The organism is Herbidospora solisilvae (assembly GCF_009901565.1).
In the GTDB taxonomy this organism is placed as follows: Bacteria; Actinomycetota; Actinomycetes; order Streptosporangiales; family Streptosporangiaceae; genus Herbidospora; species Herbidospora solisilvae.
Genome location: NZ_WXEW01000005.1, coordinates 52,985 through 67,787, shown reverse-complemented (window position 1 = coordinate 67,787; position 14,803 = coordinate 52,985). Strand labels below are relative to the sequence as shown.

At 69.2% G+C, this 14,803-nt stretch carries 12 protein-coding genes; 8 read left to right on the top strand and 4 right to left on the bottom strand.

Going from position 1 to position 14,803, the window contains the following annotated elements:
- Positions 1 to 64 precede the first annotated feature (64 nt).
- A complete protein-coding gene (locus GT755_RS17075; RefSeq protein ID WP_161480706.1) occupies positions 65 to 1,393 on the top strand; it encodes a helix-turn-helix domain-containing protein in 1,329 nt (442 codons plus the stop codon).
- A gap of 161 nt (positions 1,394 to 1,554) precedes the next feature.
- Positions 1,555 to 2,241, top strand: coding sequence for a FadR/GntR family transcriptional regulator (locus tag GT755_RS17070; RefSeq protein ID WP_030452648.1), 687 nt, complete (start codon positions 1,555 to 1,557; stop codon positions 2,239 to 2,241).
- Here GT755_RS17070 and dnaN read toward each other — a convergent pair.
- The 3 genes from dnaN to GT755_RS17055 all read right to left on the bottom strand — a co-directional run bounded on the left by dnaN (position 2,238) and on the right by GT755_RS17055 (position 5,599).
- Positions 2,238 to 3,329: a DNA polymerase III subunit beta gene (dnaN, locus tag GT755_RS17065; RefSeq protein WP_161480705.1), complete on the bottom strand. Its 1,092-nt coding sequence runs from the start codon at positions 3,327 to 3,329 to the stop codon at positions 2,238 to 2,240. The two genes, GT755_RS17070 and dnaN, sit on opposite strands and share 4 nt — an antisense overlap.
- Before the next feature lie 131 nt (positions 3,330 to 3,460).
- Complete coding sequence (locus tag GT755_RS17060; protein ID WP_161480704.1) at positions 3,461 to 4,108, bottom strand: response regulator; 648 nt, start codon at positions 4,106 to 4,108, stop codon at positions 3,461 to 3,463.
- Between the two features lie 6 nt (positions 4,109 to 4,114).
- On the bottom strand, positions 4,115 to 5,599 hold the full coding sequence (locus GT755_RS17055; protein WP_161480703.1) for a sensor histidine kinase: 1,485 nt from the start codon (positions 5,597 to 5,599) through the stop codon (positions 4,115 to 4,117).
- A 133-nt stretch (positions 5,600 to 5,732) separates the two neighbouring features.
- Here GT755_RS17055 and GT755_RS17050 point away from each other — a divergent pair, with 133 nt between their 5' ends.
- Genes GT755_RS17050 through GT755_RS17030 form a run of 5 tightly spaced genes read left to right on the top strand, consistent with a single transcriptional unit; the run spans position 5,733 to position 9,407 of the window.
- The gene (locus GT755_RS17050; protein ID WP_161480702.1) at positions 5,733 to 6,587 is read left to right on the top strand and encodes an ABC transporter ATP-binding protein; all 855 of its coding nucleotides are present in this window, start codon (positions 5,733 to 5,735) and stop codon (positions 6,585 to 6,587) included.
- A 32-nt stretch (positions 6,588 to 6,619) separates the two neighbouring features.
- On the top strand, positions 6,620 to 7,378 hold the full coding sequence (locus GT755_RS17045; protein ID WP_161480701.1) for an ABC transporter permease: 759 nt from the start codon (positions 6,620 to 6,622) through the stop codon (positions 7,376 to 7,378).
- Positions 7,379 to 7,436: 58 nt separating this feature from the next.
- Positions 7,437 to 8,207, top strand: a complete 771-nt coding sequence (locus tag GT755_RS17040) for a helix-turn-helix domain-containing protein (RefSeq protein ID WP_161481172.1) — start codon at positions 7,437 to 7,439, stop codon at positions 8,205 to 8,207.
- Between the two features lie 27 nt (positions 8,208 to 8,234).
- The gene (locus GT755_RS17035; RefSeq protein WP_161480700.1) at positions 8,235 to 8,669 is read left to right on the top strand and encodes an SRPBCC family protein; all 435 of its coding nucleotides are present in this window, start codon (positions 8,235 to 8,237) and stop codon (positions 8,667 to 8,669) included.
- A gap of 9 nt (positions 8,670 to 8,678) precedes the next feature.
- A complete protein-coding gene (locus GT755_RS17030; RefSeq protein WP_161480699.1) occupies positions 8,679 to 9,407 on the top strand; it encodes a metallophosphoesterase in 729 nt (242 codons plus the stop codon).
- A 159-nt stretch (positions 9,408 to 9,566) separates the two neighbouring features.
- On the opposite strand, the gene GT755_RS17025 is transcribed toward GT755_RS17030, so the two are convergent.
- A complete protein-coding gene (locus tag GT755_RS17025) occupies positions 9,567 to 13,124 on the bottom strand; it encodes a replicative DNA helicase (protein ID WP_161481171.1) in 3,558 nt (1,185 codons plus the stop codon).
- 357 nt (positions 13,125 to 13,481) lie between these two features.
- Between GT755_RS17025 and GT755_RS17020 the strand changes: the two genes are divergently transcribed.
- Positions 13,482 to 14,792 (top strand): MATE family efflux transporter, encoded by a 1,311-nt coding sequence (locus GT755_RS17020; RefSeq protein ID WP_235966829.1) that lies wholly within the window; start codon positions 13,482 to 13,484, stop codon positions 14,790 to 14,792.
- Positions 14,793 to 14,803 lie beyond the last annotated feature (11 nt).

The following is a 14,803-nucleotide window of genomic DNA, read 5'->3' as shown; positions in this document are numbered from 1 at the left end:
CGATTCGACAGCTTCGTGCCATCATGGCGGGACCATTGACCAATCCCCTGCCCTGAGAGAACAGATGCCGAGTCAGGGAACCATAGGCGACCGCGTCCGAGCGCTGCGACTGAGCAGGCGCATGTCCCAGGCCCAGCTCGCTGGGCCCGATCTGTCCGACAGCTACGTCTCTCTCATCGAATCCGGGAAGCGAACGCCGACCCCCGTCGTCGCCCGCCTTCTCGCCGAGCGACTCGGCTGCACGACGGAGTTCCTCCTTCACGGAATAGAGCCGCGTCAGCGGATCGACACCGAGCTTGGCCTCCGGCACGCCGAACTCGAGCTGCACCACGGCGACCCGGCCATGGCGGCCGACCGATTCAGCGACATCGTCAAGGCGGCCGGCGAGGACAACGCCATGCTCGCCGCCCACGCCCGTCTCGGCCGTGCCCGCGCCCTTGAGGCGCAGGGCCGCATCGGCCGGGCCGTCGAAGCATACGAACGACTGCGGCGGGAGGCCGGCGCCCACCCCGAGCGCCTGGCCGCGCTGCCCCTCACCGTCGCCCTCTGCCGGTGTTACCACCGGGCCGGCGACCTCGCCCGCGCCCGCGACCTGGGTGCACACGCGCTGAGCCGCGTCGAGGCGCTCGGGGTGACCCAGGGCGAACTCGCCGTGGAGCTCGCCGCGGCGCTCGCCGAGACCGAGACCGGACTTCCGTTCGTCGACCGCGTCCTTGTGGCCAATGGGCTGCCGCAGGTCGAAGACCGAACGACCGAGATCCTCGCGCTCTGGCAGGCCAGCGTGACCGCCGCAGAAGGGGAGGACTCGGCGCTCGCGGTGCAGCTCGCGGAGGACGCGATCGCGGCCGGACGGCCGTCGCGCATGGCGGTCCGCATGGCCCGCATCGCGATGACCTGGGCGAAGATCACAGCCACCCACCCCGAAGACGCCGATCTGGACCGCGCCAACGCCCTCGCGGCGTCCGCCGGTTCGGTGCTGGGCGCGTTCCCGGCCGAACACCTCGACCACGCCCGCAGCCTGATCGTGATGTCCTCGGTCCGACTGCGCTCCGGCGACACCGAAGGCGCCGCCGAACTGGCCAACCGCGCCCTCGACCAGCTGGTCGGCATTCGGGGCACGATTCCGGCGACGGCCTACCTCGTGCTCGCGGAAGTCCATTTGGCACGGTCCCAAAGCGCGACGGCCGAGCTGCGCAAGGCGCAGGAGCTGCTCTCCACGACCGGGCCCGCGCCCGACCGCGAGGCGGCCCGCACCTGGCGTGAGCTGGGTGACCTGTGGGGCCAGGCCGGTTCCCGTGAAGATCAGTCGAAGGCGTATCGTAAGGCGCTCGAAGCGGTGGGCGTCCACGCGAACATGCCGGGGGTCGTCGCGCCGGCGGTGCTCACGCGATAGGCCCGGTGCGAGACGCGGGCGGCCGAGGTCCGGCCGCGTCTCGCGCTCACGAATCTGCCTCAAGTCAAGCACCGGATTTGTGCCGGAAGCTCTGGAATAATTAGGGTCGACCAGTCATTGACTCATGGGATGACTGGTTTCCCCTTAGGAGGCGGACTGTTGTGAGTCTGCGTACGGCGCAGCGGGCGTCTCTCGTGGACCAGGTGATCGATCAGCTCAAGGAGCAGATCACTTCGGGGTCGTGGAAGCTGAACGCCAAGATCCCGACCGAGACCGTATTGGCCGAGCAGCTCGGCGTGGGGCGTAACACGGTTCGTGAAGCCGTGCGGGCGCTGACCCATGCGGGGCTGCTCGACTGCCGTCAGGGCGACGGCACCTACGTCAGGGCCGTCAGCGAGTTGTCCGGCGCGATGGCGCGGCGGCTCCGGGCGGCCGAACAGCTGGAGATCCTGGAAGTCAGGCGGGCGCTCGAGGTCGAGGCGGCCCGGCTGGCGGCGACCCGGCGGAGCGACAGCGACATCGTCAACATCCAGGCGGCGCTGACCCGGCGCGAGCAGGCCTGGGCGTCGGGCGACGTCGACGCGTTCGTCGAGGCCGACCTGGCCTTCCACGTCGCGGTCGTGCAGGCCACCCACAACCGGGTGCTGATCGACCTCTACGTCGACTTCTCGGCGGCGCTGCGCACGAGCATCGCGGCGGCCGGCGGCTCGCTGGAGCAGAACTACATCCCCCACGACGGCATTCTCCGGGCGATCGCCTCGGGCGACGCCACGGCGGCCGAGCATGCCGGGCACGCCTGCATGGAGCACATCCTGATCGCCCTCACCGAGACGGGCGAGCTCGACTAGTTGATCCGCAGCGACATCACGAGGTAGCGGAAGGCCGGGTCGTCGCCCGCGTCGGAGATCAGCGCCGGGCGGGTGGGCGAGTCGAGGTGGATGACCGCCTGCTCGGTCTCGACCCCGGCCAGGCCTTCGAGCAGGAAGTGGGGCTGGAAGGCGATGAGGATGTCGTCGCCGTCGAGGTCGGCCCCCATCACCTCGGCGCCCCGGCCGATCTCGTCGCCCGCGGCCTGGATCAGCACCTGGCCCTGGGAGAACGACAGACGTACGGCCGAATGGGCACCGGAGACCAGGGCGACACGGCGGATCGCCTCAAGGAACGGCTGGACGTCGACCGTGGCCCTGATGCCCCAGTCGCCGCTCAGCCGTGAGCGGTAGTCGATGAACTGGTCGTCGAGAAGGCGGACCGTCGTCGACTTGCCCGCGCTTTCGAAGCCGGCGACGTTGCCGCCGAGGCAGACACTCACCTCGCCGACACGCAGCGACTTGGCGACGTCGACCAGGACCTTGGCCGGGATCATCGCGCCGTGGGTGGTCGCCTCGCCTTCGGGATGCCACAGGAAGTCGCGGGCGGCGATGCGGTAGCGGTCGGTCGCCGCCATCGTCATGTTGACGCCGTCGGTGTCGACGCGGATCGCGGTCAGCATCGGCAGCGTGTTGTCACGGCTGGCGGCCACCGCGACCTGAGCGACGGCCGAGGCGAACAGGGCGCCCCCGACCGCACCGACCTTCGGAGGCATCGGCGGCAGGGTGGGGAAGTCGTCGGCCGGCATGGTCAGCAGTCCGAACTCGGCGCTGCCGCAGGTCAGCACCGCTTCGTTGCCGCTGGTGGTGATGTCGACGACCTCGCCGGGCAGGCTGCGGACGATCTCGGCCAGCACCCGGCCGGGCAGCAGCACCTGCCCCGGCTCGGCGACCGCGGCGTCGACGTCGGCCCTGGCCGACACGTCGTAGTCGAAGGCGGAGATGCGCAGGTCGCCGGAGGCGTCGAGGAGCAGGCCCGTCAGCACCGGCAGCGCCGGACGAGTCGGCAGGATGCGGGCGCACCAGCCCACGGCCTCAGCCAGCACATCGCGGTTGACCTGGACTTTCACCGTTGACCTCCGACCTCACCACTGGCAGTGACGACACGCTACCCATCACTACCGACAAAATCCGACGCCGTGTCATTCGGGCAGATTCCGAGCGCGAGATACGCCCGGCCTTCGGCCGTTCGCATCTCGCTTCATCGCCCATTGAGGTATGCCAGAACCGCCAATACCCGCCGATTGTCGTCATCACTCGGGGCCAGGTCGAGTTTGCCGAAGATGCTGGCCGTGTGTTTGCCCACGGCGCTCTCGCTCAGGAACAGGCGCTGGCCGATCGCGGCGTTCGACCGGCCTTCGGCCATCAGCTCCAGGACCTCGCGTTCGCGGGGGGTCAGGCGGGCGATCGGCTCGTTGCGGGCGTTGCTGACCATGAGCTTGGCGATCACGTCGGGGTCCATCGCGGTGCCGCCTCCGGCCACCCTGCGCACCGCGTCGATGAACTGCTCGGTGTTGAAGACGCGGTCTTTCAGCAGGTAGCCGATGCCGCCGGTGCCGTCGGCGAGCAGTTCGCGGGCGTAGAGCTGCTGGACGTGCTGCGAGAGCACCAGCACCGGCAGGCCCGGGACCTGTTTGCGGGCGGCCAGGGCGGCCTGGAGGCCTTCGTCGGTGAAGGTGGGCGGGAGCCGTACATCGACGACGGCGACGTCGGGACGGTGGCCGACCAGGGCCTTCAGCAGTTCGGGGCCCGATTCCACGGCGGCGACCACGTCGAACTCATGGGCGCGGAGCAGGTGGACGAGGCCCTCGCGCAGCAGGTGGAGGTCTTCGGCGAGTACGACCCTCATGATCGGTCAGCATACGCCCGGGTTCTTACCCGCCGTCGGGTTCAGCCGGATACCGGTGGCCAGCATCGTGGCGCCGAGCGCGATCATGAACGCGACCGTGGGCCACTGGAACGGCGGCGGCATGTGCAGGGCCAGGAACCACGACCGCTCCTCCGGCTGGAAGATCAGCATGAACGTCGACACCAGGCCCTGCGGGAACAGCGGCAACCAGCACAGGCTCCAGCAGAGCGCGTAGAGCAGGCCGCGCCAGCCCTTCGGCAGCGCGTTCACCGGTTCGACGTCCGCGTCGCCGGGCAGCGCGTCGAGCACCTCGATGGTCGCCGTGGTGCCGCCGCCGGGCGGGCTCGACACGGCCAGCACCCCGTCGAACGCCGCCAGCCGTCGCTCGATGCCGGCCAGTCCCCCTCCCGGTACGGCCTTCGCCCCGCCCGGCCCGTCGTCGGACACCGTCACCCGCAGCGCCCGGCCACGCCGGCTGATGTCGATGGTCACCTTGGACGCGTACCGCGACGCGTTGGCCAGCAACTCGCTGACGGCGAAGTAGACCGCCGACTCGACCGGCGACTCCGGCCGTTCAAGGAGGTCGGCGTGGACCTTCACCTTGAGCGGGCTGTCGAGCGCGAGCGCCCGGATCGCGTCGCCGAGACCCCGTTCCGCCAGTACGGGCGGATGGATGCCCCTGACGAGCTGCCGGAGCTCCTGGAGGGCGGTCGCCGACGACTCCCTGGCCTTCACCAGCAACGCCTTCGCGGCGGCCGGATCGTGGTCGAGCAGTTGTTCGGCCGCGCCGATCGTCATGCCGACGGCCACCATGCGGGCCTGGGCGCCGTCGTGGAGATCGCGTTCGATCCTGCGGAGCTCGGCGGCCTGGAGGTCGAGCTGGTCGGCCCTGACCTGGTTGAGTCTGTTGACCTGCCCGACGAGCTGGGTGTTGGCCGTGGGGCCGAGCAGGGCCAGGGCGTACAGCGCGTAGTTCTTCAGTGCCGCGGGGGCGAGGAAGAAGGCGACCACGGAGAGGGCCAGGCCCCAGTACAGGCCCTCCGCGAAGGTCAGCCAGATGCCCAGGCCGATGACGAACGTCGGGCCGAAGGCCAGCACCGACCGGGTCCACGGGTCGAGGATGATCCACACCAGCTCGCGCCAGGTCGCCGGATCGGTGATCACCCAGGCCAGCATCCGGTCGATGTGCGGCGAGGCCGCCGTACGGTAGCGCTTGCCCTTGTGGTGGTAGTAGCCGTCGCGGGCCCGCACCAGCGCGGGCGGCCGGGGGCGGTAGGGGGTGGGGATGTCCACCCCCACCCAGCGGCGGATCAGGTTCCGGTCGATGCCGGCCATGAAGCGGATCAGCCGTACCGACGGCTCCAGCAGGAACACCATGCCGGCCACCGTCGACACCAGCACGCCCAGGATCGCCACCAGCGCGACCGGGATCTGGACGACCACCAGCGCGGAGATGGCGAGCCCGTAACCGAGCGATCTGACCTGCTTCATGCGTCTCAGTGTGACCGCGGGCGGCCCCCGAGGGGAGTGCACGAAGCCGCCCGAGGGGGGTGGGGTTTCCTCCACCCCGGCTGGGTCACCAGATGCATTACCTCGGAGCTCGCGGATTTCTAGCGTTCTCGGCATGGCAATCATCACGGTTCAGAACCTGCGCAAGCAGTACGGCGACAAGATCGCCGTCAAGGACGTCTCGTTCTCCGTGGAAGAGGGCGAGATCTACGGGATCGTCGGCCGCAACGGCGCCGGCAAGACCACGACCGTCGAATGCGTGGCCGGCCTGCGCAAGCCCGACGGCGGCACCATCCACGTCGCGGCCGACCTCAAGCAGCAGGTCGGGGTGCAGCTCCAGGAGAGCGCCATGCCCGACAAGCTCCGCGTCGGCGAGGCCCTCGACCTGTACGCCTCCTTCTACGCCAACCCCGCCTCGGTGACCGAGCTGCTCGACGAGGTCGGGCTGGACCCCAAGGTGGGCTTCGCCAAGTTGTCGGGCGGCCAGCGGCAGCGCCTGTCGATCGCGCTCGCCCTCGTGGGCAACCCCAGGATCGCGATCCTGGACGAGCTCACCACCGGCCTCGACCCGCAGGCCCGGCGCGAGACCTGGGACCTGATCAGCCGGATCCGGGAGCGCGGGGTGACCGTGCTGCTGGTCAGCCACTTCATGGAAGAGATCGAGCGGCTCTGCGACCGGGTCGCGGTCATCGCCGCGGGCACCGTCCTCGCCGTCGACACCCCGGCGGGCCTGATCTCGCGGACGGGCGGCGTGCAGCGCATCACCTTCCGGTCGACGATGCCGGTGGAGAGCCTCAAGTCGCTGCCCGAGGTGCACTCGGTGACCGTCGAGGCCGGCCAGGTGACCGTGACCGGGGACCAGAACGTGCTCCGCGCGGTCGTCACGGCCCTGCCCGACTCGGCGATCAGCAACCTCAAGACCGAGACCAGCTCGATGGACGACGCCTTCCTCGCCCTCACCGGCGAATGACCACCCCCACAACCCAAGGAGCTCTGCCCGACATGGCCATCACCACCCCCCAGGTCCGCCGCCTGACCTTGGTCGAAACCAAGCTCTACCTGCGCGAACCCGCAGTGATCTTCTTCGCCGTCGGCCTCCCCATCGCCCTGACGCTGATCCTCGGCGGCACGATCCCCGACTTCCAGAAGCCCGACCCCGAACTTGGCGGGCTACGGCCGATCGACACCCACCTCCCCGGAGTGATGATCATCCTGTCGGTCCTGACCTGCGCGTTCTCGCTGCTCCCGACCGTGCTGGTCACCTACCGGGAGCGCGGCATCCTGAAGCGGATGTCGACCACGCCGGTCAGCCCCGGCACCGTCCTCGGCGTGCAACTGGTGCTCAACGTCGTCATGACGGTGCTGACCACCGTGCTCATCCTCGTCCTGGCCCATCTCGTGTACGACGTCCCGTTCCCCCAGGCCCCCCTCGCCTTCACCGGCACCCTCCTGCTGGGCATGGTGTCGACGTTCGCCATCGGGCTGCTGCTGGCCGCGCTCGCGCCCACCTCACGGCTCGTCCAGGGCCTCGGCATGGCGGTCTTCTTCCCCTCGCTCTTCTTCGCCGGCATGTGGGTGCCCCAGGCTCTGATGCCCGGCGTGTTGCGGACCATCTCCGAGTTCACGCCGTCCGGGGCCTTCGGCGCCGCGATGATCGACCTGCTGGCCACGGGCGGCACGGAGTGGCGGCACCTCGTCGTGATGGCCGCGTGGGGCGTGGTCGGCGCGGTCGCGGCCGTCCGGTTCTTCCGCTGGTCGTGATTACCCGCCGGGTAATCGCCCACATGACCTGCCAGTGCCTAAGTTCGGAGACGTGACGATGACCTCAGTCGGCCCCCTGCTCCGCGGATGGCGGGAGAACCGCCGGCTCAGCCAGCTCGACCTGTCCGTCGCCGCCGACATCTCCACCCGGCACATCAGCTTCCTGGAGACCGGCCGGGCCCGTCCCAGCCGCGAGATGATCCTGCGCATCGCCGACTGCCTCGACCTGCCGCTCCGGGAACGCAACCGGCTGCTGCTGTCGGCCGGTTTCGCCCCGGTCTACGGCGAGACCTCCCTCTCCAACCCCCGGATGGCCGCCATACAGGCGGCCATCCGGCAGGTCCTCACCGGCCACGAGCCCTACCCGGCGGTCGTCGTCGACCAGCGCTGGAACCTCGTCGACGCCAACGCCGGCCTCGCCCTCCTCGCCGACGGCATCGACCCCGACCTGACCGCCAACGTGCTCCGCGCCTCCCTCCACCCGGAGGGCCTGGCCCCGCGCATCGTCAACCACGGCGAATGGCGGGCCCACCTGCTCTCCCGCCTGCGCCGCCAGATCGCCTTCACCGCCGACCCCGAGCTCACCTCCCTGTACGAGGAGCTCCGCGACTACCCCTGTGACCAGCCCGAACCGGAGATCGAGTTCCCGGGGCCGGGCGACATCTTCGTCCCGATGCGGCTCCGCCACGAGGCGGGCGAACTCCGCTTCTTCAGCATCCTGGCGACCTTCGGCACGCCCCTTGACGTGACCGTGGCCGAGTTGGCCATCGAATCGTTCTTTCCCGCCGACGATCACACTCGCCGGGTGATGACACAATTCGCGAGATAAGATCACGTTCTACCCCGGAGGCCCAGCGTGCCGGACCAGGTGTTGCGGAACACGTTCCACATCGGCGTCGAACCGAAGGTGGTTCTCGACCACCTGACGACCCCGGAGAACTACATCGGGCTCTCCCCGATCGTGGTCGCCGTCAAGGACGTGGACAGGTCGACTCCCGGAGTCGTCCGATACACCGCCACCGAGCAGTTCAGATTCCTCGGGTTCATCAAGTGGGACAACCCCATCGCGGTCGAGCTCTTCACCGACGACAGCGCCGTGTGGGGAGACGTGAAGAGCCCGGGCGGGGTGCGGATGGCGTACCGATTCGACCTCAGCGCCGAAGGAACCGGGACCCGCGTGGACGACGTCCTCAACCTGTCGGCACCCCCTCTGATCATCAGGTACGCCGCCTCCGAGGCCCGCAAGGTACAACTGGCCCGGGCGCGTATCCTCGTCGAACGGCTCGCATAGGAGGTCCAGATGATCGTCGTGGCCCACGTCAGCGACACCCACATCGACGGAGGCCCCCGCGCCACCGAACGCGCCGAACGGGTCATGCGCCACATCGACGGCCTCGCCGTCGACGCCGTGATCGTGACCGGCGACGTGGCCGACAACGGCGCACCGGCCGAATACGAGATCGCCCGCAAGACCCTGACGACCAGGCACCCGACGCTCATCTGCCCCGGCAACCACGACTCCCGCGAGCCGTTCCGCGAGGTGCTGCTCGGCTCCTCCGGCTCCGACCCGGTCAACCAGGTGCTGCGGGTGGGATCGGTCAGCATCGTCCTGGTCGACTCGAGCATCCCCGGCCGCGCCGAAGGCCGGCTGGAGCCCTCGACCCTGGCCTGGCTCGACGAGACCCTCTCGACCGCACCCGGCCAGGCGTTCGTCGGGATGCACCACCAGGCGTCGTCGCTGCACATCCCTTACGTGGACGGGATCGGGCTGCGGAACCCAGACGAACTGGCGGAGGTGCTGGGCCGCCACTCCAACGTGGTGGCGGTGCTGTCGGGCCACGCCCACACGGCGGCCGCCACGACGTTCGCCGGGCTGCCGCTGCTGGTGGGGCCGGGGGTGGTCAGTACGGGGCTGACGCCTTACGAGAGCGAATCGGGGCCGCCCGTCTCGATGGAGCAGCCGCCGGGGTTCGCGCTGCACGTGTACGACGGGGAACACTTGGCCACCCACTATCGGGTGGTGGCGTGAGCAGGTCCAGACGACGGGCCTTTCGAGCGGCGGTCACCCGGTCGTTCGCGGATCGCCTGCGATAGACCACCACCGAACAGGCCGTCTTCACCGCGGGGTCAGTTCTCCGAGCCGGGCGAGGGATGACCGGGGCAAGGGTCCTGACCCTGTGACGACGGGTCAGTGACTGGCCATGTCGACGAAGCGCGAGTAGTGGCCCTGGAAGGCGACGGTGACCGTCGCGGTGGGGCCGTTTCGGTGCTTGGCCACGATCAGGTCGGCCTCACCGGCGCGGGGGGACTCGCGCTCGTAGGCGTCTTCGCGGTGGAGCAGGATGACCATGTCGGCGTCCTGCTCGATCGAGTTGTGCAGGTTGATGCCGTTGGCGACGAAGTTGTGCGTGCCGAGCACAGTCGCGTCGTAGACGGGCTGCTCCCCGAGCGGCTCAATGCTCGCGATCTCATCCCAGAAGACGTCGTTGGTCGCGAGGATCTCCAGATCGGCGTCGTCGAGGACGGTCGCGATGCGGCCGAGCCGTTCACGGCTCGGCGCCGCCCGCCACATCGCGCTTCCGTTGGAGGAACTCCCCGTGGCGAACGCGAACTCACGGTGAGTGATCCGCCGCTCGGCGAGGATGTCGCGAACCCGGTCCCACACCCCCACGGGAACAGTGTCGAGGTTGGTGTTGCCGATCTTGGGCCGCAACTCGGTCAAGCACCGACGGACCTGAGCCTGGCGTTCACCATGAACGCCGATGTCCTCGAGGAACCGGAGCTGGTTCTCCGCGCCGTAGATCACAAGCTGGTAGCCGGGCCGGTGCCCCTGCTTCTGGTGACTCTTGATCCTGGTCATCACGTTGAAACGCAGCAACAGCCGAGCCACGTCGTCGATCAGCCTGCGGCTGGTGGAGGCGTAGTAGATCCGCGCCTGCCCGGCCCTCCGGTCCCACCAGACACATCCGTCGGTGGCCCACAGGTGTCTGAGGAACAGGGCGAGCTGCTCCTTCGGCGCGGCGAACAACGGATCAGGGACGAACTTCTCATGGCTGCGCAGACCGAACAGATTGAGCTGGTCGAGCCATGCCGCGATGGGATTCCGCCTGCCATGGGTCAGGTGGAAGGGCGCCGGAAGACGGAGGCTCGTGCACCGAGCCGCCTCATACTCGTCGCGAACGGCGGTGATGCCGAAACGGCGGGCCGCCGCCTCGGTCACCGCAGCCAGGTTGGCCTCGTCTTTGGACGCATAGCGGATCGGCTGCCCTTTCACGAACGAACCGTCACCGATCATGTGTGCGAGCAGGACCACTTCGTCCGTGTCGAGCGCCTTGAGTTCCAGCGGGGGCGGCACATGCCGGAGCACCGAGACTCTCGTTCCGGGAGACAGCGTCTCCAGGGCGTGCCAGCCGTCGTAGGTGAGGAAGGGATGATTGGCGGTTGCCTCGATCTCCCGGCCCGACGTCATCCGAACGCGGAACACCGGCTTGACGCCGCTACTGAAGACGTGGGTCATGGTGCGCGGCACGAGCTTGAGCCGGTCGTCGAGTGACCATACGGGGATGTCCTGGGCCCCCGACTCGATCAGCTCTCCGAGACTGACCTCCTGACCGTTGTCGGCTCGCAGGATCCGGCTCGCCGCGGTGAGACAGCCCGACTCGCGAAGGTCGCTGACCTGAGGCCGCTTGTCGGTTCGCTGCTCGGGACCACGGTTGAGCTGGGAGATCGCGATGACCGGGACCTCTAGCTCCTTCGCCAGCAGCTTCAGCGCACGTGACAGCTCCGACACTTCCTGCTGACGGCTCTCGGTCTTCTTCGGGGAGCTCATCAGCTGGAGGTAGTCGACGATCACGAACTTGAGGTCGTTGCGCTGCTTGAGCCGCCGGCACTTGGCCCGGATCTCCATCATCGACATGTTGGGGGAGTCGTCGATGAACAGCGGCGCCTGCGCGACCTCGCCCATGCGGCGGGCCATGCGGGTCCAGTCGTCGTCGTTCATCATGCCGGAGCGCATGGCGTGGAGGGCGACCCTGGCTTCGGCCGACAGCAGACGCATGGTGATCTCGTTGCGCGACATTTCCAGAGAGAAGATCGCGGTGGTCATGTTGTGCTTGATCGCCGCGGACCTGGCGAAGTCGAGGCCCAGGGTCGAGTTGTGGGTGGGGATCCAGGTGCGACCGGCGAGGTAGAGATGGTCGTCGTTGTCGACCTCCACACACCTCACAGGCACACTGGTCACCGGCCGGACATCGGTGATGTATCGCAACCGCGTCGACGGGTGGTCGCGAAGGGTCTGACGGACGGCCTTGCGGTCGAGCCGGAACACGCGGTCGGCGGGCGTGAAGGTGATGATGTAGCTGGTCGACGACTCCACGCTGCGGCCCGGCACCGGCTTCTCGGTCCAGGTCGCCTTGTAGCCGAGGCTGAGCACCAGTTCCCAGGAACCTTCGGCCAACCGGCGGTTGGTCAGCGCGAGCTGGACGGTCCCGGTCTTGTTGACATAACCGTCGGTGTCGAGCAGCCCGGCCAGCAACGCCCGGCGCTGGTCCTCGGACGCCCGCAGGTAGACGGCCGGGATGTGCTTGTCGTTGAGCACGCCGATGCTGCGCAGCACCGCCTGCAGGGTGCCGTGATGGTCACGGCACGCCTGGCACTGGATGCGGTAGCGCAACGAATCTCCGGCCTGGACCACACGCAGGCCCTCGGCCTCGATGTGCCGGGCGATCTCGGGGTCGGCGCTGGTGTACTGCGCCGAGGCGCTGCTGCCGTCGCCCAGCCAGATCCCCAGCGTGTAGGGCGGCACCGGCAGCTCAGCCTCGGGAAGAACCGCTCCCGAGGCGACCGGCACCGCGTGGTTGAGCCGCCGGTCGGCCGCCGGGTGGCGGAGGGTCTCGGCGATCTGCTCGGTCGTCACCACGGACCCCGGCAGGCCGTTGCGCCGGTCGCGGCGGGTTCTGGTCAGCCACTGGTGGTGCGCATCGGCGACGATGACCGTGCCGTCGCTGAACTCGACCTCGTAGCACGGCCGGTCTTCGAGGATCTCGGTCGCGGCCACCACCGTGGTCGGCTTGCCATCGGCGCCGATCAACTGGTCTCCCACGGCGACCTCGCCCATGGTGGTCCAGCCGGTCGGAGTGGGGAGGGGTGTGTCGAGGGCCAGGGCCTTGCCGATGGCCGGACGGGCGGCGACGACGATCATCTGGCCCGGGTGGAGGCCGTTGGTCAGGGCGTCGAGGTCCTGGAAGCCCGTGGGGACGCCGACCATCTGGCCGCCCCGGCTGCCGATGGCCTCGATCTCGTCGAGGGCGCCCGGCATGATCTCGGAGAGCGGCAGATAGTCTTCGGACGTGCGGCGCTCGGTGACCTTGTAGATCTCGGCCTGGGCGCGGTCGACCAGGTCGTCGACCTCTTCGTTCTGGCCGCCGTAGCCGTAGGAGACGATGCGGGTGCCGGCCTCGATCAGGCGGCGGAGCACCGCCTGTTCGCGCACGATCTTCGCGTAGTAGCCCGCGTTGGCGGCGGTGGGGACGACGGCGGTCAGGGTGTGGAGGTAGGCGCCGCCTCCTACGCGGCCGACCTCGCCGCGTCGCTGCAGGTCGTTGAAGACCGTGACGGCGTCGGCGGGTTCGCCGCGGCCGTAGAGGTCGGTGATGATCTCGTAGATGATCTGGTGGGCCGGGCGGTAGAAGTCGTCGGCGCGGAGGACTTCGACGACGTCGGCGATGGCGTCTTTTGAGAGGATCATGCCGCCGAGGACGGACTGCTCGGCCTCGATGTTGTGCGGCGGGGTGCGTTCGAAGGACGGTTCGGAAGGCCCTCCGGAGAAGTCGACGACGCTCACTTGGCCCTCCCCCTCGCTCGCACCCACCCCCAGTTGTAGATGACGCCTCCGACAGTTTCCCGCCACCTCACGCCATCAGCAACGCAGGCCTGTGGATAACTCTGTGGACAACCTGTGGACGAAGGCCTCCAGGGTGTGGGCAGCTTGGGGATTAGCCTGTGTATAACCTTTCCACACGTCTGTGGATAACCCTGTGAGCTGCGGAGATGTTATCCACCCCCTGTGGATAGAAGTTTTTTTGGTCCCGGCAGAATGACTTCCATGTCCCCCGACGATCGCGAGATCCTCCGGCTCGCCGTCCCCGCGTTCGCGGCGCTCGTCGCCGAACCCCTCTTCCTGCTCGCCGACTACGCCATCGTCGGGCGGCTCGGCACCGAGGCGCTCGGCGCCCTCAGTGTCGCGGGCACGATTCTGGCGACGATGGTCAACCTGTGCGTGTTCCTCGCCTATGGAACCACCGCCGCCGTCGCGCGGCGGATCGGGGCGGGGGCGCGGCGGGAGGCCGTCCAGGGCGGGATGGACGGCCTGTGGCTGGCGGCGGCACTCGGGCTGGCCGTCGTCGTGGTCTGCTGGCCGCTGGCGCCCTGGCTGGTCGGCCTCGTGGGGGCCGAACCGGGCATCGTCGACGACGCGGTGACCTATCTGCGCGTCAGCCTGCTCGGCGCTCCGGGGATGCTGCTGGTCCTCGCCGGTACGGGGGTGCTGCGCGGCCTCCAGGACACCCTGACTCCCCTGGTCGTCTCCGTCGGGGGATTCGCGCTCAACGCGGCGCTGAACGCGTGGTTCGTCCTGGGACTCGACTGGGGGCTGGCCGGTTCCGCCTCCGGCACGGCCGCCGCGCAGACGCTCATGGCGGTGACCTACCTGGTCATGGTGGTGCGGGGTGCCCGCAGGGAGGGCGCGTCGCTCCGGCCCGACGTCTCCGGCATCAAGGCCTCGGGCCTGGCCGGGATCGCCATCCTCATCCGCACGTTGTGCCTGCGCGTCGTGCTCGTCGTGGCAACCGTGATGGCGGCCCGCATGGGCACCGCCCAGGTGGCCGCCCACGGGATCATGTTTCAGATCTGGACCCTGCTCGCCTACGCGCTGGACGCCATCGCGATCGCCGGTCAGGCCATCATCGGCCGTCAGCTCGGCGCGGGCGCACTGACGGCGGCCCGGCGGGCGACCTGGCGGATGACGTTGTGGGGCATCGGCTCGGGCGTTGTGCTCGGCCTCGCGCTGCTGGCCGCCGGGCCGCTCGTGCCCGCCCTGTTCGACGCCGACCCCTCCGTCACCGCCGCGCTCGCCTCGATCATCTGGATCGCGGCCGTCCAGCAACCGCCGGCGGGGGTGGTGTTCGTCCTGGACGGGGTGCTGATCGGCGCCGGGGACCAGCGTTACCTGGCGTGGGCGGCGGTGGCGACCACGATCGCCTTCCTGCCCTTCGCACTGATGGCGAGCAGCCTGGCCGGGTTGTGGCTGGCCATCGGCGTCTGGATGGCGGCCCGGTTGATCACGCTGGGCACCCGGGCATACGGCTCGAAGTGGCTGGTGACAGGGCCAAGGGTGCCAAGATCACGCGCCCTCTGACCCCCGTCGGC